This window comes from Stenotrophomonas sp. STEN240 (assembly GCF_056756175.1).
Window position 1 is genome coordinate 38,515 of record NZ_JBRRBO010000008.1, and the last position, 23,838, is coordinate 62,352.

Annotated in this window: 25 protein-coding genes; 3 read left to right on the forward strand and 22 right to left on the reverse strand. The window is 64.1% G+C overall.

Going from position 1 to position 23,838, the window contains the following annotated elements; genetic code table 11:
* Window positions 1–87 precede the first annotated feature (87 nt).
* The 13 genes from alaS to rlmE form a co-directional block, all read right to left on the reverse strand.
* A complete protein-coding gene (alaS, locus tag ACVOKO_RS05420; protein WP_346497937.1) occupies window positions 88–2,739 on the reverse strand; it encodes an alanine--tRNA ligase in 2,652 nt (883 codons plus the stop codon).
* A gap of 109 nt (window positions 2,740–2,848) precedes the next feature.
* Window positions 2,849–3,331: a recombination regulator RecX gene (recX, locus tag ACVOKO_RS05425; RefSeq protein WP_346498006.1), complete on the reverse strand. Its 483-nt coding sequence runs from the start codon at window positions 3,329–3,331 to the stop codon at window positions 2,849–2,851.
* A 137-nt stretch (window positions 3,332–3,468) separates the two neighbouring features.
* Complete coding sequence (gene recA / locus ACVOKO_RS05430) at window positions 3,469–4,506, reverse strand: recombinase RecA (RefSeq protein ID WP_346497938.1); 1,038 nt, start codon at window positions 4,504–4,506, stop codon at window positions 3,469–3,471.
* Between the two features lie 217 nt (window positions 4,507–4,723).
* The gene (gene lexA / locus ACVOKO_RS05435; protein WP_346497939.1) at window positions 4,724–5,371 is read right to left on the reverse strand and encodes a transcriptional repressor LexA; all 648 of its coding nucleotides are present in this window, start codon (window positions 5,369–5,371) and stop codon (window positions 4,724–4,726) included.
* Window positions 5,372–5,423: 52 nt separating this feature from the next.
* Entirely contained in the window at window positions 5,424–7,103 is a 1,680-nt protein-coding gene (gene ubiB / locus ACVOKO_RS05440; protein WP_346497940.1) for a 2-polyprenylphenol 6-hydroxylase, read from the reverse strand.
* A gap of 35 nt (window positions 7,104–7,138) precedes the next feature.
* Window positions 7,139–7,633 (reverse strand): CinA family protein, encoded by a 495-nt coding sequence (locus ACVOKO_RS05445; RefSeq protein ID WP_346497941.1) that lies wholly within the window; start codon window positions 7,631–7,633, stop codon window positions 7,139–7,141.
* A 466-nt stretch (window positions 7,634–8,099) separates the two neighbouring features.
* Window positions 8,100–9,410: a ribosome rescue GTPase HflX gene (gene hflX, locus ACVOKO_RS05450; protein WP_346497942.1), complete on the reverse strand. Its 1,311-nt coding sequence runs from the start codon at window positions 9,408–9,410 to the stop codon at window positions 8,100–8,102.
* A 14-nt stretch (window positions 9,411–9,424) separates the two neighbouring features.
* A complete protein-coding gene (gene hfq / locus ACVOKO_RS05455) occupies window positions 9,425–9,712 on the reverse strand; it encodes an RNA chaperone Hfq (protein ID WP_057628256.1) in 288 nt (95 codons plus the stop codon).
* A gap of 92 nt (window positions 9,713–9,804) precedes the next feature.
* Window positions 9,805–10,758, reverse strand: coding sequence for a tRNA (adenosine(37)-N6)-dimethylallyltransferase MiaA (gene miaA / locus ACVOKO_RS05460; RefSeq protein WP_346497943.1), 954 nt, complete (start codon window positions 10,756–10,758; stop codon window positions 9,805–9,807).
* On the reverse strand, window positions 10,758–11,654 hold the full coding sequence (folP, locus tag ACVOKO_RS05465; RefSeq protein WP_346497944.1) for a dihydropteroate synthase: 897 nt from the start codon (window positions 11,652–11,654) through the stop codon (window positions 10,758–10,760). The genes miaA and folP overlap by 1 nt, the downstream gene beginning before the upstream one ends.
* 123 nt (window positions 11,655–11,777) lie before the next feature.
* Entirely contained in the window at window positions 11,778–11,966 is a 189-nt protein-coding gene (locus ACVOKO_RS05470; RefSeq protein ID WP_346497945.1) for a hypothetical protein, read from the reverse strand.
* Between the two features lie 114 nt (window positions 11,967–12,080).
* A complete protein-coding gene (ftsH, locus tag ACVOKO_RS05475; RefSeq protein WP_346497946.1) occupies window positions 12,081–14,006 on the reverse strand; it encodes an ATP-dependent zinc metalloprotease FtsH in 1,926 nt (641 codons plus the stop codon).
* A gap of 58 nt (window positions 14,007–14,064) precedes the next feature.
* Entirely contained in the window at window positions 14,065–14,697 is a 633-nt protein-coding gene (gene rlmE, locus ACVOKO_RS05480) for a 23S rRNA (uridine(2552)-2'-O)-methyltransferase RlmE (RefSeq protein WP_346497947.1), read from the reverse strand.
* 64 nt (window positions 14,698–14,761) lie between these two features.
* Here rlmE and yhbY point away from each other — a divergent pair, with 64 nt between their 5' ends.
* Both yhbY and ACVOKO_RS05490 read left to right on the forward strand, forming a co-directional pair.
* Window positions 14,762–15,067, forward strand: a complete 306-nt coding sequence (gene yhbY / locus ACVOKO_RS05485) for a ribosome assembly RNA-binding protein YhbY (protein WP_057628262.1) — start codon at window positions 14,762–14,764, stop codon at window positions 15,065–15,067.
* 16 nt (window positions 15,068–15,083) lie between these two features.
* Window positions 15,084–15,464, forward strand: a complete 381-nt coding sequence (locus ACVOKO_RS05490) for an Mth938-like domain-containing protein (RefSeq protein ID WP_346497948.1) — start codon at window positions 15,084–15,086, stop codon at window positions 15,462–15,464.
* 520 nt (window positions 15,465–15,984) lie between these two features.
* Here the strand turns inward: ACVOKO_RS05490 and ACVOKO_RS05495 are convergent.
* Genes ACVOKO_RS05495 through surE form a run of 4 tightly spaced genes read right to left on the reverse strand, consistent with a single transcriptional unit; the run spans window position 15,985 to window position 18,841 of the window.
* A complete protein-coding gene (locus ACVOKO_RS05495; protein ID WP_346497949.1) occupies window positions 15,985–16,758 on the reverse strand; it encodes a peptidoglycan DD-metalloendopeptidase family protein in 774 nt (257 codons plus the stop codon).
* Window positions 16,755–17,369, reverse strand: coding sequence for a YqaA family protein (locus ACVOKO_RS05500; RefSeq protein ID WP_346497950.1), 615 nt, complete (start codon window positions 17,367–17,369; stop codon window positions 16,755–16,757). The genes ACVOKO_RS05495 and ACVOKO_RS05500 overlap by 4 nt, the downstream gene beginning before the upstream one ends.
* Window positions 17,370–17,387: 18 nt before the next feature.
* Complete coding sequence (locus ACVOKO_RS05505) at window positions 17,388–18,065, reverse strand: protein-L-isoaspartate(D-aspartate) O-methyltransferase (RefSeq protein WP_346497951.1); 678 nt, start codon at window positions 18,063–18,065, stop codon at window positions 17,388–17,390.
* On the reverse strand, window positions 18,062–18,841 hold the full coding sequence (surE, locus tag ACVOKO_RS05510; RefSeq protein WP_346497952.1) for a 5'/3'-nucleotidase SurE: 780 nt from the start codon (window positions 18,839–18,841) through the stop codon (window positions 18,062–18,064). Before surE ends, ACVOKO_RS05505 begins: the two co-directional genes overlap by 4 nt.
* A 181-nt stretch (window positions 18,842–19,022) precedes the next feature.
* Between surE and ACVOKO_RS05515 the strand changes: the two genes are divergently transcribed.
* Entirely contained in the window at window positions 19,023–19,562 is a 540-nt protein-coding gene (locus ACVOKO_RS05515) for a Smr/MutS family protein (RefSeq protein ID WP_346497953.1), read from the forward strand.
* A 173-nt stretch (window positions 19,563–19,735) separates the two neighbouring features.
* On the opposite strand, the gene truD is transcribed toward ACVOKO_RS05515, so the two are convergent.
* The 5 genes from truD to eno are packed head-to-tail and all read right to left on the reverse strand — an operon-like array spanning window position 19,736 to window position 23,734.
* A complete protein-coding gene (truD, locus tag ACVOKO_RS05520) occupies window positions 19,736–20,827 on the reverse strand; it encodes a tRNA pseudouridine(13) synthase TruD (RefSeq protein ID WP_346497954.1) in 1,092 nt (363 codons plus the stop codon).
* Complete coding sequence (ispF, locus tag ACVOKO_RS05525; protein WP_346497955.1) at window positions 20,824–21,324, reverse strand: 2-C-methyl-D-erythritol 2,4-cyclodiphosphate synthase; 501 nt, start codon at window positions 21,322–21,324, stop codon at window positions 20,824–20,826. Before ispF ends, truD begins: the two co-directional genes overlap by 4 nt.
* A gap of 45 nt (window positions 21,325–21,369) precedes the next feature.
* The gene (gene ispD / locus ACVOKO_RS05530; protein WP_430980719.1) at window positions 21,370–22,068 is read right to left on the reverse strand and encodes a 2-C-methyl-D-erythritol 4-phosphate cytidylyltransferase; all 699 of its coding nucleotides are present in this window, start codon (window positions 22,066–22,068) and stop codon (window positions 21,370–21,372) included.
* Entirely contained in the window at window positions 22,065–22,436 is a 372-nt protein-coding gene (gene ftsB, locus ACVOKO_RS05535) for a cell division protein FtsB (protein WP_346497956.1), read from the reverse strand. Before ftsB ends, ispD begins: the two co-directional genes overlap by 4 nt.
* A gap of 5 nt (window positions 22,437–22,441) precedes the next feature.
* Entirely contained in the window at window positions 22,442–23,734 is a 1,293-nt protein-coding gene (gene eno / locus ACVOKO_RS05540) for a phosphopyruvate hydratase (RefSeq protein ID WP_346497957.1), read from the reverse strand.
* Window positions 23,735–23,838: the final 104 nt, after the last annotated feature.

Sequence of the window (23,838 nt, forward strand, 5' to 3'; positions counted from 1 at the left end):
CTAGCTATGCGCCCCACGACAAAGGGAAAAGACTCCCAATGTTAACGTCAGGGCGCAAACACCTACAAGGTGCTTGGCTTGTCACATTCAGGCCAGATGTGGCTTGACCCATGCCAGGACGCCCTCAAGGGCCGCCACCAGCTTGGGACCATCCTCACCACCGCCCTGGGCCATGTCCGGGCGACCGCCGCCCTTGCCGCCGATCTGGGCCGCCACGTGCGCCAGCAACTCGCCCGCCTTGACCTTGCCCGCAGCTGCGCCGTTGACACCGGCAACCAGCGCCGCCTTGCCATCCTGCACGCCCGCCAGCACGATCACCGCGTCACCCAGCTGCTGCTTCAAGCGATCCACCGCATCGCGCAGGGCCTTGGCATCAAAGCCTTCCAGACGCACTGCCAGCACCTTGACCCCGGCCACATCCACCGCCGAGCCACCCAGGTCAGCGGTAGCGCCGGAGGCGACCTTGGCCTTGAGGGCCTCCAGCTCGCGCTCCAGCTTCTTCTGCCGTTCGGCCAGCTGGCGGATCTTGTCGACCACATCACCGGCACTGCCGCCGAGCAGCTGCGCTGCCTCATGCAGGCGCGCTTCCTCGTCGGCCACGTAATCCAGCGCACCCTGCCCGGTCACGGCCTCGATACGACGCACGCCCGAGGACACACCGCCTTCGGAAGTGATCTTGAACAGGCCGATATCGCCGGTGCGCGACACGTGGGTACCGCCGCACAGCTCGGTGGAGTACTCGCCCATCTTCAGCACGCGGACGTTTTCGCCGTACTTCTCGCCGAACAATGCCATGGCGCCGAAATCCAGCGCTTCCTGCATGCCCATGTTGTGCACTTCGGCGGCGTTGTTGGCGCGCACCTGCTCGTTGACCTTGCGCTCGATGACCGCCAGTTCCTCGGCGCTGATCGGCTGGAAATGCGAGAAATCGAAGCGCAGGCGATCCGGCGCCACCAGCGAGCCCTTCTGCTGCACATGCGTGCCCAGCACTTCGCGCAGGGCGGCATGCAGCAGATGGGTAGCCGAGTGATTGAGGATGGTGGCGCTGCGACGCGATGCATCCACCGCACCAGCCAGCACGTCACCGAGCTTCAGCGCGCCCTGCTCCAGCGTGCCGACATGGCCGTGGAACTGCCCAGCGAACTTCTGCGTGTCGCTGACCGCCAGCTTCACACCGGAAGCCGACAACACGCCGGTATCACCGACCTGGCCACCGGATTCGGCATAGAACGGGGTCTGCGCGGTGAACACGATGACCTCATCGCCAGCCTGTACGGCGTCCACCGGGCGGCCATCCTTGATCAGCGCGACGACCTTCAGGCCATCAGCCTGCAGCGCGTCGTAGCCGAGGAACGCGGTCGGCGACAGCGTGGCGACCAGTTCGGCCGGCAAGCTCACACCACCACCGAACTTGCCGGCGGCACGCGCGGTTTCGCGCTGGTGTTCCATCGAGGCATCAAAGCCGGCCATGTCCACCGTCATGCCGCGCTCGCGCGCGATATCGGCGGTCAGGTCAACCGGGAAGCCGTAGGTGTCGTACAGACGGAAAGCATCCACACCGGGGATGACACCATCGCTGACCTTGGCCGCGACGTCGTCGAAGATCTTCATGCCCGAATCGAGGGTTTCAGCGAAACGCTCTTCTTCTGCCAGCAAAGCACGCACCACCGTGTCGGCCTGTGCGGGCAATTCCGGGTAGGCCTCGCCCATCTGCTCGATCAGGGTCGACACCAGCTTGTTGAAGAACGGCTGACGCACGCCCAGCATCCAGCCATGACGCAGAGCGCGGCGGATGATGCGGCGCAGGACGTAGCCGCGGCCTTCATTGGACGGCAGCACGCCGTCGACGATCAGGAATGAGCAGGCGCGGATGTGATCGGCGATCACCCGCAGCGACTTGTTTTCCAGGTCAGCCATGCCGGTCAGCTCGGAAGCCTTGCGGATCAGCGCCTGGAACAGGTCGATCTCATAGTTGGTATGCACGTGCTGCAGGATCGCCGCCAGGCGCTCCAAGCCCATGCCGGTATCCACGCACGGCGCCGGCAGCGGCTGCAGCGAGCCATCGGGCTGGCGATCGAACTGCATGAACACCAGGTTCCAGATCTCGATGAAGCGGTCACCGTCCTCGTCCGGCGAGCCCGGCGGGCCACCGGCGATGTGGTCGCCATGGTCGAAGAAGATCTCGGTGCAGGGACCACAGGGGCCGGTATCGGCCATCTGCCAGAAATTATCCGAAGCGAACGGCGCCCCCTTGTTGTCGCCGATGCGCACGATGCGATCTTCCGGGATGCCAACCATGTCGCGCCACAGCGCATAGGCCTCGTCATCGGTCTGGTAGACGGTGACCAGCAGGCGCTCGGCCGGCAGCTTCCAGACCTGGGTCAGCAGCTCCCAGGCCCAGGCAATGGCGTCCTTCTTGAAGTAATCACCGAAGGACCAGTTGCCCAGCATCTCGAAGAAGGTGTGATGGCGGGCGGTATAGCCGACCTGGTCCAGGTCGTTGTGCTTGCCACCGGCGCGCAGGCAGCGCTGGACGTCGGCAGCGCGCACGTAGCTGCGCTTTTCCGCGCCCAGGAACACGTCCTTGAACTGGACCATGCCCGAGTTGGTGAACAGCAGGGTCGGGTCATTGCCCGGAACCAAAGGTGCCGACGGCACGATGGTGTGGCCTTTGCCCTTGAAGAATTCGAGGAAATCAGCGCGGATCTGGGAGGTAGTAAATTTGGCAGGTGTATTCATGGGGACTGGCGATAAGCTGGCAAACGGGTCCCAGCAGCCTGTGCAGGCGCGGGAATTCGGGACAACCGAAACCCTGAAAGGGTATCAGGCCCAGCCCGCGCAGTCCTCATCAGTCCTCTGGATCATAACGACTGGCCTGGCGGATACAGTTGCCATCAAAACCACGCCGGGCCAATAGATCCGCGGCTTTGCGCCGCTGCGCCAGATCTTCCGGGCCACTGGCACCAAAACGGCGGCAAACCAACTCGCGTGCGTTTTCAGCCCAATCGCCTTCAAAGGAGGCCATGGCGGCCTCGATCTGCTCGCTGCCCAAGCCATGGGTGCCAAGCTCCGCGCGGATATGCAGCGGCCCGTAGCCGCTGCCAGCACGGTTGCGCACCACGGATTGGGCGAAACGCGTGTCGTCCTGCCAGCCTTCTTCGGCCAAGCGCGCGACCGCCGCATCGACCGCATCGGGATCAACACCTCGCGATTTCAACTTGCGGCCAAGCTCCTTGCGCGAATGCTCGCGCCTGACCAGCAGCCCCAACGCGCGCTGCAACGGCGTCTGCTGACGGCCACGCTTGGTTTTGCCCGCAGGCTGGTCATCCATCTCGGTCATAACACCTACTACGCCCAATCCCGGCAACGCCCAACCCCGTCCCATCCCTGGAGCGGGGCCTTCATGGACAAAATGCCGCAGGAGCGGACGACGTCACTGACGATGCGCCGCCCGCTCCCGCGGGAAAATCACTCCTCGCCGTCCTCTGCGTCGCCTTCTTCGCGCGCCGCTTCGGTGGGCTGGAACTTCTCACGCAGCTCGGCTTCCAGGCGGACCGCAACCTGCGGGTTGTCGCGCAGGTAACCGCGGGCATTGTCCTTGCCCTGGCCAATGCGCTCCTCACCGTAGCTGTACCAAGCGCCAGCCTTTTCAACCAACTTGGCTTCCACGCCCATGTCGATCAGCTCGCCCTCACGGGAAATGCCTTCGCCGTAGAGGATTTCGGTGATGACCTGCTTGAACGGCGGTGCCAGCTTGTTCTTGACCACCTTGATCTTGGTCTGGTTGCCGATGATCTCGTCACCCTTCTTGATCGCGCCGATACGGCGGATATCCAGGCGCACCGAGGCATAGAACTTCAATGCATTGCCGCCGGTGGTCACTTCCGGGCTCTGGCCCGGCATCATCACGCCGATCTTCATGCGCAGCTGGTTGATGAAGATGACCAGCGTATTGGAACGCTTGATGTTGCCGGTCAGCTTGCGCAGCGCCTGGCTCATCAGACGTGCCTGCAGGCCCGGCAGCTGGTCGCCCATTTCACCTTCGATTTCAGCACGCGGGGTCAGCGCGGCGACCGAGTCGACCACCACGATATCGACCGAGCTGGAACGCACCAGCATGTCGGCGATTTCCAGCGCCTGTTCACCCGTATCGGGCTGCGACAGCAGCAGGTCGTCAACATTGACGCCCAGCTTGGCGGCGTAGATCGGGTCCAGGGCGTGCTCGGCGTCGATGAAGGCGGCAGTGCCGCCCAGCTTCTGGCATTCGGCAATCGCCTGCAGGGTGAGAGTGGTCTTGCCCGAGGATTCCGGCCCGTAGATTTCGACCACGCGGCCCTTCGGCAGGCCGCCGATGCCCAGTGCGATATCGAGCATCAACGAGCCCGTAGGAATGACCTCGACGGGTTCGACAACACGGTCGCCCATGCGCATCACCGAGCCTTTGCCGAACTGCTTTTCGATCTGACTCAGTGCAGCGGTAAGCGCGCGCTTCTTGTTCTCGTCCATCGCGTTCGTCCTCGGGGTTGTTTTCGTTGATTTCGTCATGGGGTCCACTGTAGGGGAGTCGTATCGCACAGGCTGAGACTGCTGCCGAGACGACAAAATTATTGGGCTGACAAGGATACCGACAGCAGCCCAAACACCCGCCCCACGTAAGAGAAACAGACAGTTACGGCTGCGGAATGCGCGGATTTCGAATCCGCGGGCTCCAAATCAGCAGAATTCAGCGGTTGGGCCGCAGCAGGCCGCAATACAGCCCCTCGATGGAGAAATCCTGGTCGGGCAGGACTTCGATCGGTGCGTAGTCGGGGTTGCGGGGCAGCAGGCGGATGCGGTCCTTGGCGATCTTCAGCAGCTTGACGGTGATTTCATCGTCGATACGCGCCACCACGATCTGCCCGGAGAGCGCGTCACGGGTGCGGTGCACGCCGATCAGATCGCCGTTGAAAATGCCCTCGTCGATCATCGAATCACCCTGCACCTTGAGCAGGTAATCCGGTGCCGGCGAGAAAAACACCTTGTCCAGCACCACATAGTCGTCCGAGCCGATGTCCGCCCCGATCGGCAGGCCCGCAGCGACCCGCCCGAGGATGGGCAGGCGCAGCACGTCATCGTTGGCGGCCGGTGCGGGACTCTGCGGGGCTGCATCGCCCTCGCCTTCCTGGCGTACCAGCCGGATGCCACGGGCGCGGCCGGGGACGCGCTCGATGGCGCCTGCCGCTTCCAGGGCGTCCAGATGATATTGGGCCGAACGTACGCCCTTGAAACCAAAGGCGCGGGCGATCTCGGTCTGTGATGGCGGCATGCCCTCGGCCTCGATGCGCTCGGCGATCAAGTCAAGGATGGCCTGCTGGGTGTCGGTCAGGTTCATGGTTAGTAGTATTACTACTAACAAAAAGAACTGCAAGCCCCTTCGTCGTAAATCAGGAATGCCGCCCGCTGCGCCAGATCGAGAACAGGATCCACACCCCGCAGATGCCGGCACCGACAAAGCCAAGCAAGCCCAGGGCCAGGAACCAGCGGCTGGAGAGCCCGCCAACGCTGTGCATCACGATCGAGGAACCAATGATCAGCGCTGCAGTAATCACCCCAACCACCAAGCGGTTGGCGGCGCGGTTGACCTGGTCGCCAAAGCCCTGCAACGCGGTGGTTTCCACCCTCAGCTTGAGCTGCCCGCGGCGCGCGGCCTGCACCAGCCGACGCAGGTCGCGCGGCAGTTCGCCGGCGAAATCCAGCATCCCCAGCAGGCTGCGGCGGCCACGCTTGAGCAGTGCCTTGGGAGCGTAGCGCTGCATCACCACCCGCTCCAGGAACGGACGCGCGGCACTGGCCATGTCGAAATCTGGATCCAGCTGCCGGCCCATGCCCTCCAGGGTAAGGAAGGCCTTGATCATCAGCGCCAGGTCGGCCGGCAAGGTCAGGCTGTAACTGCGCAGCAGCTGGGTGATGTCGCCCAGCATCAGGCCGATGCGCAGATCCTTCAGTGGCACGCCGCGGTACTGATCGACGAACTGGCTGATGTCCTGCTGCAGCCGGGCCTCGTCAACCTCCACACCGCCGGCCCAGTCCAGCAGCACATCGGCCACCGCCTGCGGCTCCTGCTCGACCAGCCCGTGCAACAGCTGTGCAACCTGGAAGCGGCGCGCTTCGGACAGTGCGCCAACCATGCCGAAGTCGATCACGCCTATGCGGCCATCGTGCATGTAGAAGATGTTGCCCGGATGCGGATCGGCATGGAAATAGCCGTCTTCAAGCACCATTTTCAACACGATATCGGCACCGCGGCGGGCCAATGCAGCGCGGTCCAGACCTGCGGCATCGAGGGCGTCGAGTTTGCGGCCCGGGATGCCGTCCACGAAGTCCTGCACGTTGAGGCTTTCGCAGGTCCACTGCCAATGCACGCTGGGAATAAGAATGTCGTTGCGGCCCTCGAAGTTGCGCGCGATGCGTTCGGCGTTGCGGCATTCAGCGGCAAAGTCCATTTCGCTGCGCAGCGAGACGGTGAACTGCTGCACCACTTCGGCCGGGCGATAGCGGCGCAGGTCCGGCAGGCGTGCTTCGACGATCTCCGACAGCCGCGCCAACAGGCGCAGATCCGCCTCGACCACATCACGGATGCCGGGACGACGGATCTTCAGTACCACTTCGCGCCCGTCGTGGAGCCGCGCGCGATGCGCCTGCGCCAGCGAGGCAGCGGCCATCGGGGTTTCATCGAGGAAGGCGAATACCTGCGACGGCGGCGCACCCAGATCGGCCTCCAGTTGCTCGCGGATCGCGGCATACGGTAATGGCGGCACTGCGTTCTGCAGTTCGGACAACTCGGCGATCCATTCCGGCGGCAACAGATCCACGCGGGTGGCCAGCACCTGGCCGAGCTTGACGAAGGTAGGCCCCAGTTCCTGCATTGCGCTGCGCACACGTACCGGCGCGGTCATCCGCAGCATCTGTTGGCTGTCGTTCCAACGCACCAGGCGACCGGCGCGTTCGAGCACCGAAGCAAGCCCGGTGCGGCGCACTACGTCGCCAAAGCCATAACGGATCAGGACGCCGGCAATTTCCTGCAGCCGGCCCAGATCACGGACGGTGCCCAGTGTTTCCCACATCAATGCTTACCCCGCTTGGTGGCAGGGCCAGCATGTCACAGTTGCTCGGCAATGCCGTGCAATGCCGCACCCACGGTTTGCCTGCGTACGGCATCGCGGTCGCCGTCGAACTGGAACAACTGCGCGCGGGCATAGCCGCCGCGTCGCTTCCAGCCTATCCAGACGCTGCCCACCGGTTTGTCCGGGCTGCCGCCTCCGGGGCCGGCAATACCGGTAACCGCCACCGCAATGCCGGCACCGGAATTGATCAAGGCGCCAGCCACCATTTCCAGAACGGTTTCGCGGCTCACTGCGCCGTACTGCTCCAGCGTCTGCGCCCGCACACCGAGCAGGCGCTGCTTGGCCTCGTAGCTATAGACCACCATGCCGCAATCGAAGAATGCCGAGGAACCGGCTATGTCGGTCATGCTCTTGGCGATCCAGCCGCCACTGCAGCTTTCCGCGGTCACCAGTTGCAGCGAGGCTTGCTGCAGGCGCTCGCCAAGCGCGGCAGCCTGGGCATTGAGATCGGCATCGGTTGGATTGGACATCGCGGTAGCAGGGGTTGGTGGGTAACCCTGCCGTTTTACCGCAGATCAGGCCTGCGTGTCAGGGCACAGCTGTTGGGCTGTCCTGCGCGTGTGCCGGCATTGCGTACGGGCGGGGTTCGCCGTGTAGCTGATGAAGTTGGCCATACGTCGTTTTGCGGGCTGGCGGTGTGCTGTCTTCGCGGCTTACGCCGCTCCTACAAAAAAGAGCTGCGCGCTGGCAATGTCGTTCCAGGTTCACGTAGCTGGGGGAACTGTGGGAGCGGCGTAAGCCGCGAAGCTGAGGGTGTGGGGATCGCAAGCAGTTTTGCCGCCTGACACTTTGCGAGCTTCGCGGCTTATGCCGCTCCCACAAACAAGCGGTTGATGCGGCCGCATTTTTTGCGAGTACTGCCAGAGCTGGAACAAGACAGCCGGCCAATGGCCGGCTGTCTTTCCCCTCATCAGCTCAACCGGCAAGTTGCCGATCTCACCACTCGGGCAGCTTTTCCGGCAACAGCGGTTTGATCACCGCGCCTTCTTCGCTGGCAGCCAGCTTCTCGGCCTCGGCGATCGGAATGTCCACTTCGATCAGCCAGCCGTCTTCGTCAGCCTGTTCACTGCGGATGACTTCCAACTGGTGCAGGCGTGCGCGCAGGCGGCCCGCACTGGGCGGCAAACGCACGCTGCCGGTGACATGCTGCAGGCCCAGGCGTTTGCCGAGCACGGACTGCAGCAATTCCAGCCCACGGCCGTCGCGCGCGGAAACCCACACCCGCTCTCGCCGTGATTCATCCGGTACGCCGTCTTGTGCATCGTGGCGCACTTCGGCACCTTCGATACGATCGATCTTGTTGAACACCAGCAGCTGCGGCAAGTCGCCCGCACCTACGGCTTCCAGAACCTCATCGACCTGGGCGATGCGCTCTTCACGCAGCGGATCGGCGGCATCGACAAGATGCAGCAGGAAATCCGCTTCGCGCGCTTCGGACAGCGTCGAGCGGAATGCCGCCACCAGATCATGCGGCAGGTTGCGCACGAAGCCGACGGTATCGGCCAGCATCGCATTGCCGCCCGGCAAGCTGATCCGCCGCACGGTCGGGTCCAGTGTGGCGAACAACTGGTCGGCGGCGTAGGCCTCGGCACCGGTCAAGGCATTGAACAACGTGGACTTGCCGGCATTGGTGTAGCCGACCAACGCGATACGCGGCATTTCGCTGCGGACCCGCGCACGGCGCATCTGGGTGCGCTGTACCTCCACCTTTTCCAGGCGTTTCTGCAACTGCTCGACCCGCTTCTGCAGCAGGCGGCGGTCGGTTTCCAGCTGGGTTTCACCCGGGCCACGCAAACCGATGGAACCACCGCGCTGACGCTCAAGATGGGTCCAGCCGCGCACCAGCCGGGTGGCCATATGCCGCAGCTGGGCCAGCTCGACCTGCAGCTTGCCCTCGTGGCTGTGCGCCCGCTGGGCGAAGATATCCAGGATCAGACCGGTGCGATCGATCACGCGCCGCTCCAGGTAGCGCTCAAGGTTGCGCTCCTGCACCGGGCTGAGTTGATGATTGACCAGCACCAGATCGGCACCGGTGGCATCGGCCGCAGCTTTTACCTCTTCCAGCTTGCCGCTGCCAATCAGGGTGGAAGGATTGGGCCGGTCCATGCGCGCGCTTATCGTCGCGGCGATGGTTGCCCCGGCCGAACGTGCCAGATCGGTGAATTCTTCCAGCACATCTTCTTCCAGCCGGCCAACATGCGGCTGGATCAACAGCGCATGTTCGCCCTTTTTAGAGCGATCAAACATGCGCCGCCACCTGCTTATTCGTTGTCGTTGTCAATTTCGTCATCAGCTGCTTGGCTTCCATCACCCGATTGCACGTAACCACCACCCGGCCCCACGCGCACATTGCGCGCCGGCACCACCGTGGAAATAGCGTGCTTGTAGACCATCTGGCTGACGGTGTTACGCAGCAGCACCACAAACTGATCGAACGATTCGATCGTGCCCTGCAACTTGATGCCATTCACCAGGTAGACCGAAACCGGCACGCGCTCACGGCGCAACGCATTCAGAAACGGATCCTGCAAAGACTGCCCCTTGGACATCGTCTACTCCTCGTTATTGTTTTTATGAACCGGACTGATGGCGGCGTCCCCTGCCCGCCCGGAACCCTGATGGTACACCGGCAGGCGCTCGCTCAGCCTTCCAGAAAGCGGGAAACCGCGTTCCGCACACCAGACATGTCCCGAACCGGGTCAAACCAGCGCGCATCCAGCTCGCCGCGCAGCCAGGTGATCTGCCGTTTGGCCAACTGGCGGGTGGCAAACACGCCCTTGTCGCGGAATTCAGCGGCACTGCCCTGGCCGTCCAGGAACTGCCAGGCCTGCCGGTAACCGACCGCGCGTACCGCCGGCAGGTCCAGTGGAGCGGCTACAGCCGCCATCTGCGGCAATGCCCGCAGGGCCCGCACCTCGTCCAGGAAGCCGCGCTCCAGCATCAGGTCGAAGCGGCGCTCGATACGCTGGTGCAGCACCGCGCGCTCGGCCGGGGCCAGCACCAGTTTCAGCACCCGCGCCGGCAGCCGCGCGATGCCCGGCAATGCCTGCCAATAGCTGATCGGCTTGCCGGTCAGGCGGTACACCTCCAGCGCCCGCTGGATGCGCTGCGGGTCGGTGGCATGGATGCGCGCGGCAGCCACCGGGTCCAGCTGCGCCAACTGGGCATGCAGGGCCGGCCAACCGCAGATCTCGGCCTCGGCGGCAATCGCTGCGCGCGTGGCCGGGTCCGCCTCCGGCATTGGCGACAGGCCCTGCAGCAAGGCACGGAAATACAGGCCGGTACCGCCGGCCAGTATCGGCAATTTGCCGCGCGCGACAATGTCACGCACTGCCGCCGTTGCATCGGCAGAAAACTCGGCAGCCGAATACGTCTGCCAGGGGTCACGCAGGTCCAGCAGATGGTGGGGAATGCCATCCTGCTCGGCGGCATCCGGCTTGGCCGCACCTATCTCCAGGCCACGGTAGACCAGTGCCGAATCGACGCTGACGATCTCACCGTCATAAGCCTTGGCCAAGGCAATGGCCGCCGCGGTCTTGCCCGAAGCGGTAGGCCCCATCAGGGCGATGGCCAATGGCCGCTGATCGGCGCCCATCACTCCTCGTCCGGCCAGCGCGGCATGGCAGGTCTGTCGGCGCGCGGCGCCGGTACCGCAGCCACGGCCGCCAGCACCTTGAGCGCATCCACGGTTGCAGCCACGTCATGCACACGCACCATCATCGCGCCGTTCTGCACCGCCAGCAGATGTGCCGCCAGCGAGCCGGCTACGCGTTCGGCAGCCAGCGCACGGCCGGTGACATCGCCGATGCAGCGCTTGCGCGAAAAGCCCGCCAGCAGCGGCGCGCCCAGGCTGTTCAAACGCGCCTGCGCCGCCAGCAAGGCGAAATTCTGCGCGGTGTCCTTGTTGAAGCCATAGCCCGGGTCGAGCAGCAGCCGCTTGCGCCCGATGCCTGCCATTTCGGCGGCAAAGATGCGCTCGGCGAGGAAGCGCTGCACATCCCCGGCGATATCGACATAGCTGTTTGCAACACCGGCGTCGTAAGGCCCGCCAACCGCGTGCATCAACACTACCGCCGCGTTGGAGGCCGCAACCACCTCCAGTGCACCGGGCTGCTGCAGGGCCTGCACGTCGTTGATCATGTGCGCACCGGCAGCGAGCGCAGCGCGCATCACCTCGGGCTTGAAGGTGTCCACGCTCAACGGCACCGGCACCCGCGCAGCCAGGGCTTCGATCACCGGCACAACCCGATCGATTTCCTCCTGCACCGACACCGGGCTTGCGCCGGGACGGGTGGATTCCCCGCCGATGTCGAGCAGGTCGGCCCCCTGCTCCACCAGCGCCAACGCATGCGCAACGGCTGTCGCGGTATCGGCATGCTGGCCGCCATCGGAAAACGAATCCGGGGTGACATTGACGATGCCCATTACCTGCGGCCGATCCAGCCGAAGCGTCAGGCCGCCGCATTCCAGGGTGGGGACAACATCAAACATGGGCGCTCCTGCGGACTGCAATTACACCTGGCCCAAGCCGCCACAAGCGGGGCTCAAACGGCGTTGTATCAGGGATCGTGGGCCGCCCGACGGGCAGCGGCGAGGCAAATGGCGGCCAGCGTGTCACGGCTTGTTGCGGGCGCGGATGCGGCTGCCGATCAGGCTCAGGATCACCCCCAGCACCACGCCGATGAAGATGCCGGCCAGGAAATTATCGGTCTTCACCCCGAAGCCGACGCCGGCAACGGTGGCGATGATCATTTCCGGCACATTGGCCGAGGGTGCCTTGGGCGGCGGCGGGGAAGCATTCATGGGACTGGGCCTGGAAAAACCAACATGCCGCTATTCTCGCCCAGCACGCTGGCTGGCGCATAAAAAAACGGGCCGGAAAACCGGCCCGTTTTTCATCGACTCAAGACGACTGCCTCAGTGCTGGCCGGCAGGATCGGTGATCGGCGCCACCGGCTGCGGGGCGTCGCCACCCTTGCCATCGTCGGCGCTGTCATTGTTACCGCCCTTGTCCACCCAACCGGCCGGCGGCGAAGGCTTGCGACCTTCCATGATCGCCTTGACCTGCTCGGCGTCGATGGTTTCCCAATCCAGCAGCGCGGCCGTCATTGCTTCTACGATATGGCGCTTCTCGTCCAGGATCCTGTAGGCAACGTTGTACTGCTCGTCCAGGATGCGACGGATCTCCGCGTCCACCTTCTGCTGGGTGGCCTCGGAAATGGTCTTGCTGTGCATGCCATAGCCGCCTTCTTCATCGGCGTAGACCATGATGCCCAACACATCGGACATGCCGTACTTGGTGACCATGGCACGGGCCAGCTTGGTCGCGCGCTCGAAGTCGTTGGAGGCACCGGTCGACATCTCGCCGACGAAGATCTCCTCGGCGATGCGGCCACCGAACAGGATCGCCAGCTCTTCCAGCATGCGCTCCTTGTACTTGCTGATGTGGTCATGCTCCGGCAGCTGCCAGGTCAGACCCAGGGCCCAACCGCGCGGCATGATGGTGACCTTGTGCACCGGATCGGCCTTGGGCAGCGACATGGCGACAACAGCGTGGCCGGACTCGTGATAAGCGGTATTGCGACGCTCTTCCTCACGCATGACCATGCTGCGGCGCTCAGGACCCATGTAGATCTTGTCCTTGGCGTCCTCGAAGTCCTTCATGTCGACTTCCTGCTTGTTGCGACGAGCCGCAAACAGGGCGCCTTCATTGATCAGGTTGGCCAGATCGGCACCGGAGAAACCCGGGGTACCGCGTGCCAGCACTTCCGGACGCACGTCATCGGCGGCCGGCACCTTGCGCAGGTGCACGCGCAGGATCTGCTCGCGGCCCTTGATGTCCGGCAAGCCGACCATCACCTGGCGGTCGAAACGGCCCGGACGCAGCAGCGCCTTGTCCAGCACGTCGGGACGGTTGGTGGCGGCGATCACGATCACGCCCTCACCGCCCTCGAAGCCGTCCATCTCGACCAGCATCTGGTTCAGGGTCTGCTCGCGCTCATCGTGGCCACCGCCGGTGCCCGAGCCGCGATGACGGCCCACGGCATCGATTTCATCGATGAAGATGATGCACGGCGCATGCTTCTTGGCCTGCTCGAACATGTCGCGCACGCGGCTGGCACCGACGCCGACGAACATCTCGACGAAGTCCGAACCGGAGATCGCGAAGAACGGTACCTTGGCCTCGCCGGCAATGGCGCGCGCCAGCAAGGTTTTACCGGTACCCGGCGGACCGACCATCAACACGCCGCGCGGAATCTTGCCGCCCAGCTTGGTGAACCTGGAAGGGTCACGCAGGAACTCGACCAGCTCGCCGACTTCTTCCTTGGCCTCGTCGCAACCGGCGACGTCGGCAAAGGTGACCTTGATCTGGTCTTCGCCCTGTAGCTTGGCGCGGGATTTACCGAAGGACATCGCGCCCTTGGCACCACCGCCACCGCCCTGCATCTGCCGCATCATGAAGATCCAGAAACCGATCAGCAGCAATACCGGCAGAAACTGCAGCACGATGCCCCAGAAACTCGGGCCAGCCGGTTCCTGGCGCACCACCTCAACATTCTTAGATAGCAACTGATCCAGCAACTTCGGATCAGCTGGGGTGTAAAGCATGCCGTCGGAACCATCAGCACGTTTGAAACGCAGATGGTTGGTGGTCAGCGTGGTCTTGTCGGTGTACTCGACCGACTTGATCCGGCCTGCATCCACTTCCTGCAGGAACTGCGCGTAATTGCGGGCATCGCCAGTAGCCGCTGCGCCGCTGCGCGGGGCAAAGCTCTGGAACACCACCATCAGCACGACGGCGACAACCACCCACAACAGGAGGTTCTTGGTCAGGTCGTTCATCCTCATCGGCTCCGGTGTCCCTCTAGATACTAAATACTGAAAAGTCGTATGGCTGAGCTTACTTTATCTGGGTGCGCTTGCTCAGCCCGAGGGCATAAACCTCGGATGAACGCTTGCGTGAAGCGTCCGGCTTGCGAATGGCGACTTTGTCGTAACGACGGCGCATTTCACGCACGTAGTCATCAAAGCCGACGCCCTGGAACAACTTGATCAGGAACGCCCCACCCGGCTTGAGATGGTTGTCGGCAAAATCCATCGCCAACTCCGCCAGGTGCATCATCCGCGGCTGGTCAACCGCATCCATACCACTCTTATTGGGGGCCATATCCGACAGCACAAGGTCTACCGGTACATTGCCGAGCATGGCTTCAAACTGCGATAGAACGTCTTGTTCCCTGAAGTCACCGTGAAGGAACTCCACGCCAGCCAGTGGCGGCATTTCCAGGATATCCAGCGCCAATACCCGGCCGGTATCACCCATCTGCCTGCGCACCTGCTGTGACCAGCCACCCGGGGCGGCGCCCAGATCGACCACCACCATATGCGGCTTCAGCAGCCGGTCACGCTCCAGCAGCTCCTCCAGTTTGTAGGCCGCGCGCGAGCGCATGCCCTCCTTCTGGGCCTTTTTCACAAAAGGATCGGAGAAGTGTTCTTTCAGCCAGCGCTGGCTACTTTTGCTACGGGAAGGCATTGGCAATGGGGCTCACAGGGGTGGTCATGATACCCTGAACCCCCTTGATTACCTGTAGTCCTGCATGTCTATCGTCCTGACCTCGGCCCAGAACCGATTCCTGCGCGGCATTGCGCATGACCTGAAAGCACTGCTGCAAATCGGTGGCAAAGGGGTCACCCCGGCCTTTTTGGCCGAGCTGGACGAGGTGCTGGAGCGCCACGAGCTGGTCAAGGTCAAGGTGGCTGCAGAAGATCGTGAAGCGCGCGACGCCCTGATCGACGAAATGGTCCAGGCCAGCGCTTCGGCCCTGGTGCAGCGCATCGGCCACGTCGCCGTGCTCTACCGCCCGGCCAAGGAAAAGCGCCAGATCGTTCTGCCGCGCGGCTGATCGCCGAGGAGTACCCATGCAGTTCAGTCGCGAGCTTCCTGATTACATCTATTCCCTGCGTTCAGCCGATGGCCGCCACGCGCAGGTGAACGAGCGCGCGCTGAGCCGCAGCTTCATCCTTTCGCCGAACAACTTGATCGAAGACTGGCCCGTTGCGTCGGTCGCCGAGTTGAGCGCCGAACACCTGGCACCAGCACTGGATCAGAATCCGGCGCTGGTGATCCTGGGTACGGGTGAAAAGCAGATTTTCCCGCCCGCCGCGATCATGGCAGCCTGCCTGACCCGCGGCATCGGCATCGAGGTGATGAACAACGCCTCGGCTGCGCGCACGTACAACGTGCTGGCCGGCGAAAACCGCCGCGTGGTGATGGCCATCATTCTGGAAAGCGGCCAGTAGAGCGCAGCCATGCTGCGCTGTGGCATTACCGTGCCTGGCTTTTGTGGGAGCGGCATAAGCCGCGAAGCCCATGCTCCGCCAGGTCGCAGGCAAACCAGAAAGTAAATGCTGATCCGTAGTGCCGAGCCATGCTCGGCAGGGGCCTTGCTCGCAAGGCGTCGGACAGATCACCGGCTTTGCGGCTTATGCCTTTCCTGCAAGTATGCGGGTTTGCTGGGAAAGCCCTTGCCGAGCATGGCTCGGCACTACTGGTGCGGGTTGGCTGGGAAAGCCTTGCGGAGCATGGCTCGGCACTACCGGTGCAGGTTGGCTGGGAAAGCCCTTGCCGAGCATGGCTCGGCACTACCGGTGCGGGTTTGCTGGGAAAGCCCCTGCCGAGCATGGCTCGGCGCTACCGGTGCGGGTTGGCTGGGAAGGCCTCTGCCGAGCATGGCTCGGCACTACCGGTGCGGGTTGGCTGGGAAGGCCTTTGGCGAGCGTGGCTCGGCACTACCTGCCGAGCGTTGGCCGGCGCAACCAGCTATTTTTTCGGCAGATAGATCAACGGATCGACCGGCTTGCCGTTGTAACGGATCTCGAAATGCAGCATGTCGCGTGAAGTGCCGGTGCGGCCCATCTCGGCGATCTGGTCGCCAGCCTTCACGCTCTGCCCTTCGTTGACCAGGCGCTTGCGGTTGTGACCGTAGGCCGACAGCCATTGGTCGTTGTGCTTGATGATGATCAGCTCACCGTAGCCAACCAGCCCCGCGCCGGAATACACCACCACACCCGGGCCGGCGGCTCGCACGGCCTGGCCGCTGCTGCCTGCGATATCCACGCCCTGCTTGGTGGCTTCACCGGCCACGAAACGGCCCACCAGCGCGCCCTCGGCCGGCCAGCGCCAGACGATACCGCTGTTGACCGGGGTAGCCGTCGCTGGCGGTGGCGTTGCCGGCCGGGTCGGGGTCGTCGTAGAGCCGCCTGTCGCTGGCCGACTGGCCGTGGCACCGCCCGGATACAGCCGCAGCGCCTGCCCCGGATAGATCGTGTAGGGCTCGGACAGGCCATTCCACGCGGCAAGATCACGCGGGGTGATGTTGTTGATCCGGGCGATACCAAACAGGGTATCGCCACGACGGACAACCGCAGTCTGGCCAGGTTTGGCCACCGAGGTTCGCGGCGTGGTCGAGGTGGACGAACCGGAGCTGCCGCCCGAAGGTTTGACTACCGTGGCGGTGCCGCAGGCGGCCAATGAGACCACCGCCAACACAGCCAGTGCCCTGCCCAATCCCTTGCCCAACATCAATGCATTCATGCGAATTTAGCCCTCCAGACCAACCACGCCACCAGGCCCACCACCAATGCGGTGGCGATCCAGCCCAACGGCTCAATCCAGCGTCGTAACCGTTCGGCCGCCTTTGCGCCGCCGAAGCGGATCACCGCCGCCAACAAATAAACCCGCTTGCCACGCCCGACCAGCATGCTCAGCACATATTGCGGGAGCGGCACGCCGACGATACCCGAGGCCCATGTGAAGACCTTCATCGGAATGGGCATGAAACCGCCCAACACCAGGAAGGTGAACACCGCCCACGGCGACTCCGCCATCTTTGCCTGCAGGGTAGCGATGCCGCCTTCAATCGCCGGCAACATGCCCATGGCTTCGAATACCGGCTTCAAGACCTCGAAGGCGTAATGACCCAGCGCATAGCCCACCATCGCGCCGGCCATGGAACCGGCCAGGCTCAGCGTTGCAAAGCGCCAGCCCTTGCGCGGCTGCGCCACGCACATCGGCATCAACATCACCTCCGGCATCACCGGGAAGATGATGGCCTCGATGAAACTGAGCACGGTCAAATAGGTTGGCGCGCGCTCGTTGGCGGCCCAGACCATGGCACGGTCGTATAACGGCCCGAAAATCTTCATTCAGTGAGTAGTCCTGTCTCAGTCAAGCATGCCGGGCAACAGCGGCACGAAGCTCACCGGTGCCAGCTCTTCCTGGGCAATGGTGCCATCAGCGAGCCGGGTCAGTTGCAACAGCACCTGTCCGCCGGGCCCGCCAACAGGCGCAACCAGCCGGCCGCCCACGGCCAGCTGTTCGATCAAGGCATCGACCAGGGCCGGCGCTGCTGCGGTCACCACGATGGCGTCATAGGGGCCATGTTCGGGCCAGCCAACACGGCCGTCGTCATGCTTGGTACGGATGTTCATGCCCAGGTGGCGGAAGCGCTTGCGCGCCTGCCGCAGCAGGTCGCCGATGCGCTCGACCGTGAACACCTCCAGCCCCAGCGCAGCCAGAATGGCCGCCTGGTAACCCGAGCCGGTGCCCACTTCCAGCACCTTCTTCGGTGCGACCGCGAGCACTACCTCGGTCATCCGTGCCACGACCCAGGGCTGGGAGATGGTCTGGCCATGGCCAATCGGCAAGGCGGTGTCTTCATAGGCACGCGACGCCAGCGCCTCATCGATGAACAGATGCCGTGGCACCACACGCACGGCATTGAGCGTGGTCTCGTCGGCGATGCCCACTTCGCGCAGGCGGTCCACCAGGCGGTCACGTACCCGTTGCGAGGTCATGCCGATACCTACGGCCTCCGGCTGCAGGCGCATCCGCGCCGTCATTCCGGCTGCCCCAGGGTGTCGGTCAGCCCGCCTACCCAGCTGGCGACCTTTTCCAGTGCCGAGTAGCGGGTCAGGTCCACCTGGATCGGGGTGATCGAAATATGGCCGGTACGCACGGCGTGGAAATCGGTGCCGGGGCCGGCGTCCTGCTCGCTGCCAGCCGGGCCGATCCAGTACACGGTATTGCCGCGCGGATCGGTGGCCGGAATGCAGGCTTCGGCGCGGTGACGGTTGCCCAGCCGGGTAACCTCGAAACCGCGGATTTCTTCCCACGGCAGGTCGGGCACATTGACGTTGAGAATGGTGTCGGCGGGCAGCGGATCGGCGATCAGCCGGGACACGATCTCTACCGCGGCGCGGGCAGCGGTGCGGAAATTCCTTGCTTCGTGCTTGTGCGTGACCAGCGACACCGCCACCGATGGCAGGCCGAGGTGGCGCCCTTCCATCGCTGCCGACACCGTGCCCGAATAGATCACATCGTCGCCCAGGTTGGCGGCGTTGTTGATCCCGGAGACAACAATATCGGGCTCGTATTCGAGCATGCCGGTCAGCGCCAGATGCACGCAGTCGGTGGGTGTGCCCGCTACCGAACAGGTGTAGTGATCTATGCGGCGCAGACGTACCGGCTGATCCAGCGTGAGTGAGTTGGAGGCACCGGAACGGTCACGGTCCGGCGCCACCACGGTGACTTCATGTCCGGCGTTGCGAAGCTCCTCGGCCAACATCTTGATGCCCGGGGCGTCCACACCATCGTCATTTGATACAAGTACGCGCATTAAAGGCCTGGGTTACTGGATCAACACGCGGCGCTCCCACTCAGCGCCGCAATCGCCGGAACCCCCGGTTAGTACATCACCGGGACGGACCGACCTGAGCGGCCATGATACCGGAATGCACCATGCCACTTTCCACCCCCACAGGGCTTGCCTGCGACTGCGCGCACGTTACGCTGTGCAAATGTCGTACCCAGATGATGAAGATGACGCCGCACTGTTCCGCTCGGCCATTGGCGAAGTGACGCCAATGCGCCCGGTGGAGCCGCCGGCTGCGGTCAAACCACGCCCCAAGCCGCGCGCGCGCATGGCAGAACAGGATGAATCCGAGGCTTTGGGCGAATTTGCCCGCCTGTTACGTTCCAGCAAGCCACTGGAAGCCGGCGACACCGCCAGCTACCGGCGCGACAACCTGCCACCGCAGATGTTTCAACGGCTCAAGCGCGGCCAGTATTCGGTGCAGGACGAACTGGACCTGCATGGCGCCACCGTCGTGCAGGCGGAAAACCTGCTGCGCCAGTTCCTGCTGGAAGCGCGCGCGCATGAACATGGCTGCGTGCGCATCATCCATGGCAAGGGGCTGCAGTCCGATGGCGGCGCACCGGTGCTGAAGAACCTGGTCGACCGCATGCTGCGCCAGCGCAACGATGTGCTGGCCTTTCATTCGGCGCCGCCCACCCAGGGCGGCACCGGCGCGGTACTGGTGCTGTTGACCAATCGCTGAGCCGCCCGCGCGGCCAGCCATTACCGTTCACTTGAACCAGGGCAACCTTCCCGTCGCCGTAGCCCGGGTAAGCGCACCCGGGGCTGTCCGCGCGACATGTTGAAGTAACACTGGCTGCCAGCTTCCTTCCCGGGTGCGCTTGCGCTTACCCGGGCTACGGTTTGGTCAGACGCTTATTCGGCGGCGTCTTCTGCGCTGGGCACTTCGGTTTCAGTCGGCGCAACGCCCGCAATTTCATTGCGGCTTGCATCAGTCACTTCGCCCAGTTCGTGCAGCACTGCGGTGGCATAGCAACCCGGCGGCAATGCGAACGACACTTCCAGCACGTCGTCTGCCAGCCACTGGTGCTGCATCAGCGACGGTTTCAACCGCAGCGAGCGGCGCTCCTGCTTGAGCCCGGCCTGTTCCAGCCCGGCACGCAGCGCCAACGCCTGCTCATCGGCCAACGCTTCATCTTCCACCGCACGCGCGGCATCGGTAGCACGCAGCTCACCAACGCCCCACAACGGCGCGCTGGGATGAATGTCGAAACGACCCAGCCGCTCGGCCAGCACCTCGTTCATTGGCTCGGGGCCGAATACCGAACGACTGCCATCCAGCATCCACACCTCGCCTTCCAACGCGGTGTCCCAGTTGCCCTGCTCCACGCGCGCGGCAAGCACCCGGTTGAACAAAGCCGAGCGCGCGGCGGACAGCAGCATCGAGCGCTGATCCTTGCGCACCCGACGGCCCGCAAACATCTGCAATACAGCCGGCACATTGCCACCGTCACGGCCAAAGCGCTGCTCGCCAAACCAGTTCGGCAGGCCGCGTGCAGCGACGATCTGCAGACGCTCTTCGATTGCCGCCTTGTCGCCCTGCACATTGCGCAGCACCAGCTTGAAACGGTTACCCGCCAATGCCCCGCGCTGCAGCTTGCGGTTGTGCCAGGTCGAGGCCAGCACGTGCAGCTCATCCGACTCCAGCAGCGCCAGGTCCGGCGCGACGCGCTTGGGCAGGTGCACGCTGAAACGCTGCGTGGTCACCGCATGCCGATCTTTCTGCCCGGCATAGCTGACGCCCATTTCCGGCACGCCAGCCCACTGCGCCAACTGCTTGGCAATGGCCACGGTATTGGCACCGCGCTTGCGGATGTCCAGCAGCAGGTGTTCACCCTCGCCGGTCGCTTCGAAAGCCGGAATTTCATCCACCTGGAAATCTTCCGGCACGCTGCGCATTGCCGCCGTCAGCACCGGCTCGCCAAAGGCCAAAGGCAGCGCGTTCATGCGGCCACCAACAAGGCCACGGCCTGCGCGGCTATGCCTTCTTCGCGGCCGGTGAAGCCCAGTTTCTCACTGGTGGTGGCCTTGACGCTGACCCGATCCAGCTCGATCTCCAACAGCTGCGCCACCGTCTGGCGCATCGCCAGCGCGTGCGGGCCGACCTTGGGCCGCTCACAGATCACGGTGATATCGACATTGCCGACCTGCCAGCCACGTTCGCGCAGCAATTCATTGCAGTGGGTGACAAAGCGGCTGCTGTCCGCGCCTTTCCAGCGATCATCGGAGGGCGGGAAATGCACGCCGATATCGCCCAGCGCCAGCGCGCCGAGCATGGCATCGCACAACGCATGCAAAGCCACATCGCCATCGCTATGGGCAAGCACGCCGCGGCTGTGCGGCACGCGCACGCCAGCCAACATGATGTGGTCGCCCTCACCGAAGGCGTGCACGTCATAGCCCTGGCCGATACGGATGGGAGGGAAGGAAACAGAAGAGTTCATGGCAATACTTCTTGGCAGAGCCGACGCCAACGCGCCGGCAAGGGATCAGCTGCCGCGCCGCGACAGCTCGAATTCAAAACGGGCCAGATCGGCCGGGGTGGTGACCTTGAAATTGCTTTCGGCGCCTTCGATCAGCAACGGGCGCACGCCCTGCCGCTCCATCGCCATCGCTTCGTCGGTGACATCAACACCGGCCGCAGCGGCCTCTTGCAAAGCGCGGGTGAGCTGATGGCGGCGGAACAACTGCGGGGTCAGTGCGCGCCACAGGCGTTCACGCGGCTCGGTGCGGTCAATGCCGCCATCATCGCCGGCACGCTTGAGCGTATCGCGCACAGGTGCGGCAAGAATGCCGCCGACCGGGTCCGCACGCCCCACTTCCAGCAGACGGCTCAGATCGGTGGCAGCCAGATTTGGCCGCGCCGCATCGTGGACCAGCACGAAGTCATCGGCACGCACGCTGTCCGGCAGCGCCTGCAAACCCGCCAATACCGACGCCGCGCGGGTGGCGCCACCCACGCTGGTCAGCACCGGCTTGTCGGCAAACGAGGTCCAGCCCGGCCAATCGGCATCGTTCTCGGCAATGGCCACCATCACCCCGGCGACGCCGGGATGGGCAAGCAGCGATTGCAGCGCATGTGCGAGCAGCGGCTCGCCGTCGGCCAACAGATATTGCTTGGGCACCGGGCCGCCGAAACGCGCACCACGCCCGGCCGCAGGCACTACGGCCCAGGTCTGCACGATCACGGCACGTTCTCCGGCGGCGATTGTTGATTGCCCTGCCCGGCCGGCGTCGATGTTGCCGGCGCCGGCGCGGCGGGAGCCGCAACCGGAGCGTTTTCGACGACACGATAGAACTTCTCACCGGGCTTGATCATGCCCAGTTCGCTGCGCGCACGCTCTTCGATGGCAGCTTCGCCATCCTTGAGGTCCTGGACTTCGGCGGCCAGGGAATCATTGCGCTGCTGCAGACCGTCGTTGTCACGCTTCTGGTTGGCCACCTGCGCCTCGAGCATCATCACTTCGCCCGAGTTGCCCTGGCCAAACCAGAAGCGGTACTGCAGCAACGCCAGCAGTACCGCCAGCACCAGCAGCAGCCAGCGCCAATTACGCATGACGATCAGCGCTTGAGCGAGACAAACGCGTCACGACCGGCGTAGCGCGCGCCGCTACCGAGGGCTTCCTCGATGCGCAGCAGCTGGTTGTACTTGGCCACGCGATCGCTGCGGCACAGCGAGCCGGTCTTGATCTGGGTGGCGGTGGTGGCCACGGCGATGTCGGCGATGGTGGTGTCTTCGGTTTCGCCCGAACGGTGCGAGACCACGGCCGCATAACCGGCCTTGTCGGCCATGGCGATGGCTTCCAGGGTCTCGGTCAGGGTGCCGATCTGGTTGACCTTGATCAGGATGGCGTTGGCGGTGCCCGACTCGATGCCTTCGGCAAAGATCTTCGGGTTGGTGACGAACAGATCGTCGCCCACCAGCTGTACCTTGTTGCCGATGCGCTGGGTCAGCAGCTTCCAACCGGCCCAGTCGTTCTCGGCCAGGCCGTCTTCGATGCTGATGATCGGGTACTGCGCGGCCCAGTCGGCCAGGAAGTCGACGAACTGGTCGGAGGTCAGGCGCTTGTTCTCGCCTACCAGGTTGTACTTGCCGTTCTCGTAGAACTCGCTGGAAGCCACGTCCAGACCCAGCAGGACATCTTCGCCAGCGTTGTAGCCGGCCTTGCCGATGGCTTCCAAGATGGTGTCCAGGGCTTCGACGTTGCTGCGGAAGTCCGGCGCGAAGCCGCCTTCATCGCCCACCGCGGTGCTCAGGCCGTGGCTCTTCAGCACCGACTTCAGCGCGTGGAAGATTTCGGTGCCGGCGCGCAGCGACTCGCTGAACGAGCTGAAGCCGACCGGCAGGACCATGAATTCCTGGAAATCGACGTTGTTATCGGCATGCGCGCCGCCGTTGATGATGTTCATCATCGGCACCGGCAGCGACGGGGTGGCACCGGTCTTGGCGGCCAGGTACTGCCACAGCGCCTGCTTCTTGGAAGCGGCGACCGCGTGGGCAGCGGCCATGGAAACACCGAGCAGCGCATTGGCGCCCAGGCGACCCTTGTTCTCGGTACCGTCCAGATCGATCAGGCGGCGGTCCAGGCCCTGCTGGTCTTCGGCATTGAAGCCGGCCAGCGCGGTGGCGATGGCACCGTTGACGTTGTTTACGGCGTTGCGCACGCCCTTGCCCAGGTAACGGGTCTTGTCGCCATCGCGCAGTTCCACAGCCTCCTTGGTACCGGTCGAAGCACCGGACGGCACGGCGGCGCGGCCGAACGAGCCGTCAGTCAGGGTGACTTCGGCTTCCAGCGTGGGGTTGCCACGGCTGTCGAGGATTTCACGGGCGTGGATCTTGGCGATGTTGGTCATGTCTGGGGGCTAGGCTCGTTTGGGTGAGTCTGTTATCGACGGGAAACACAAAAACCAGCCGGGAGTTTAAACGAAGCGCAGGCTGGCGCGGCCGTTGCTTTCGC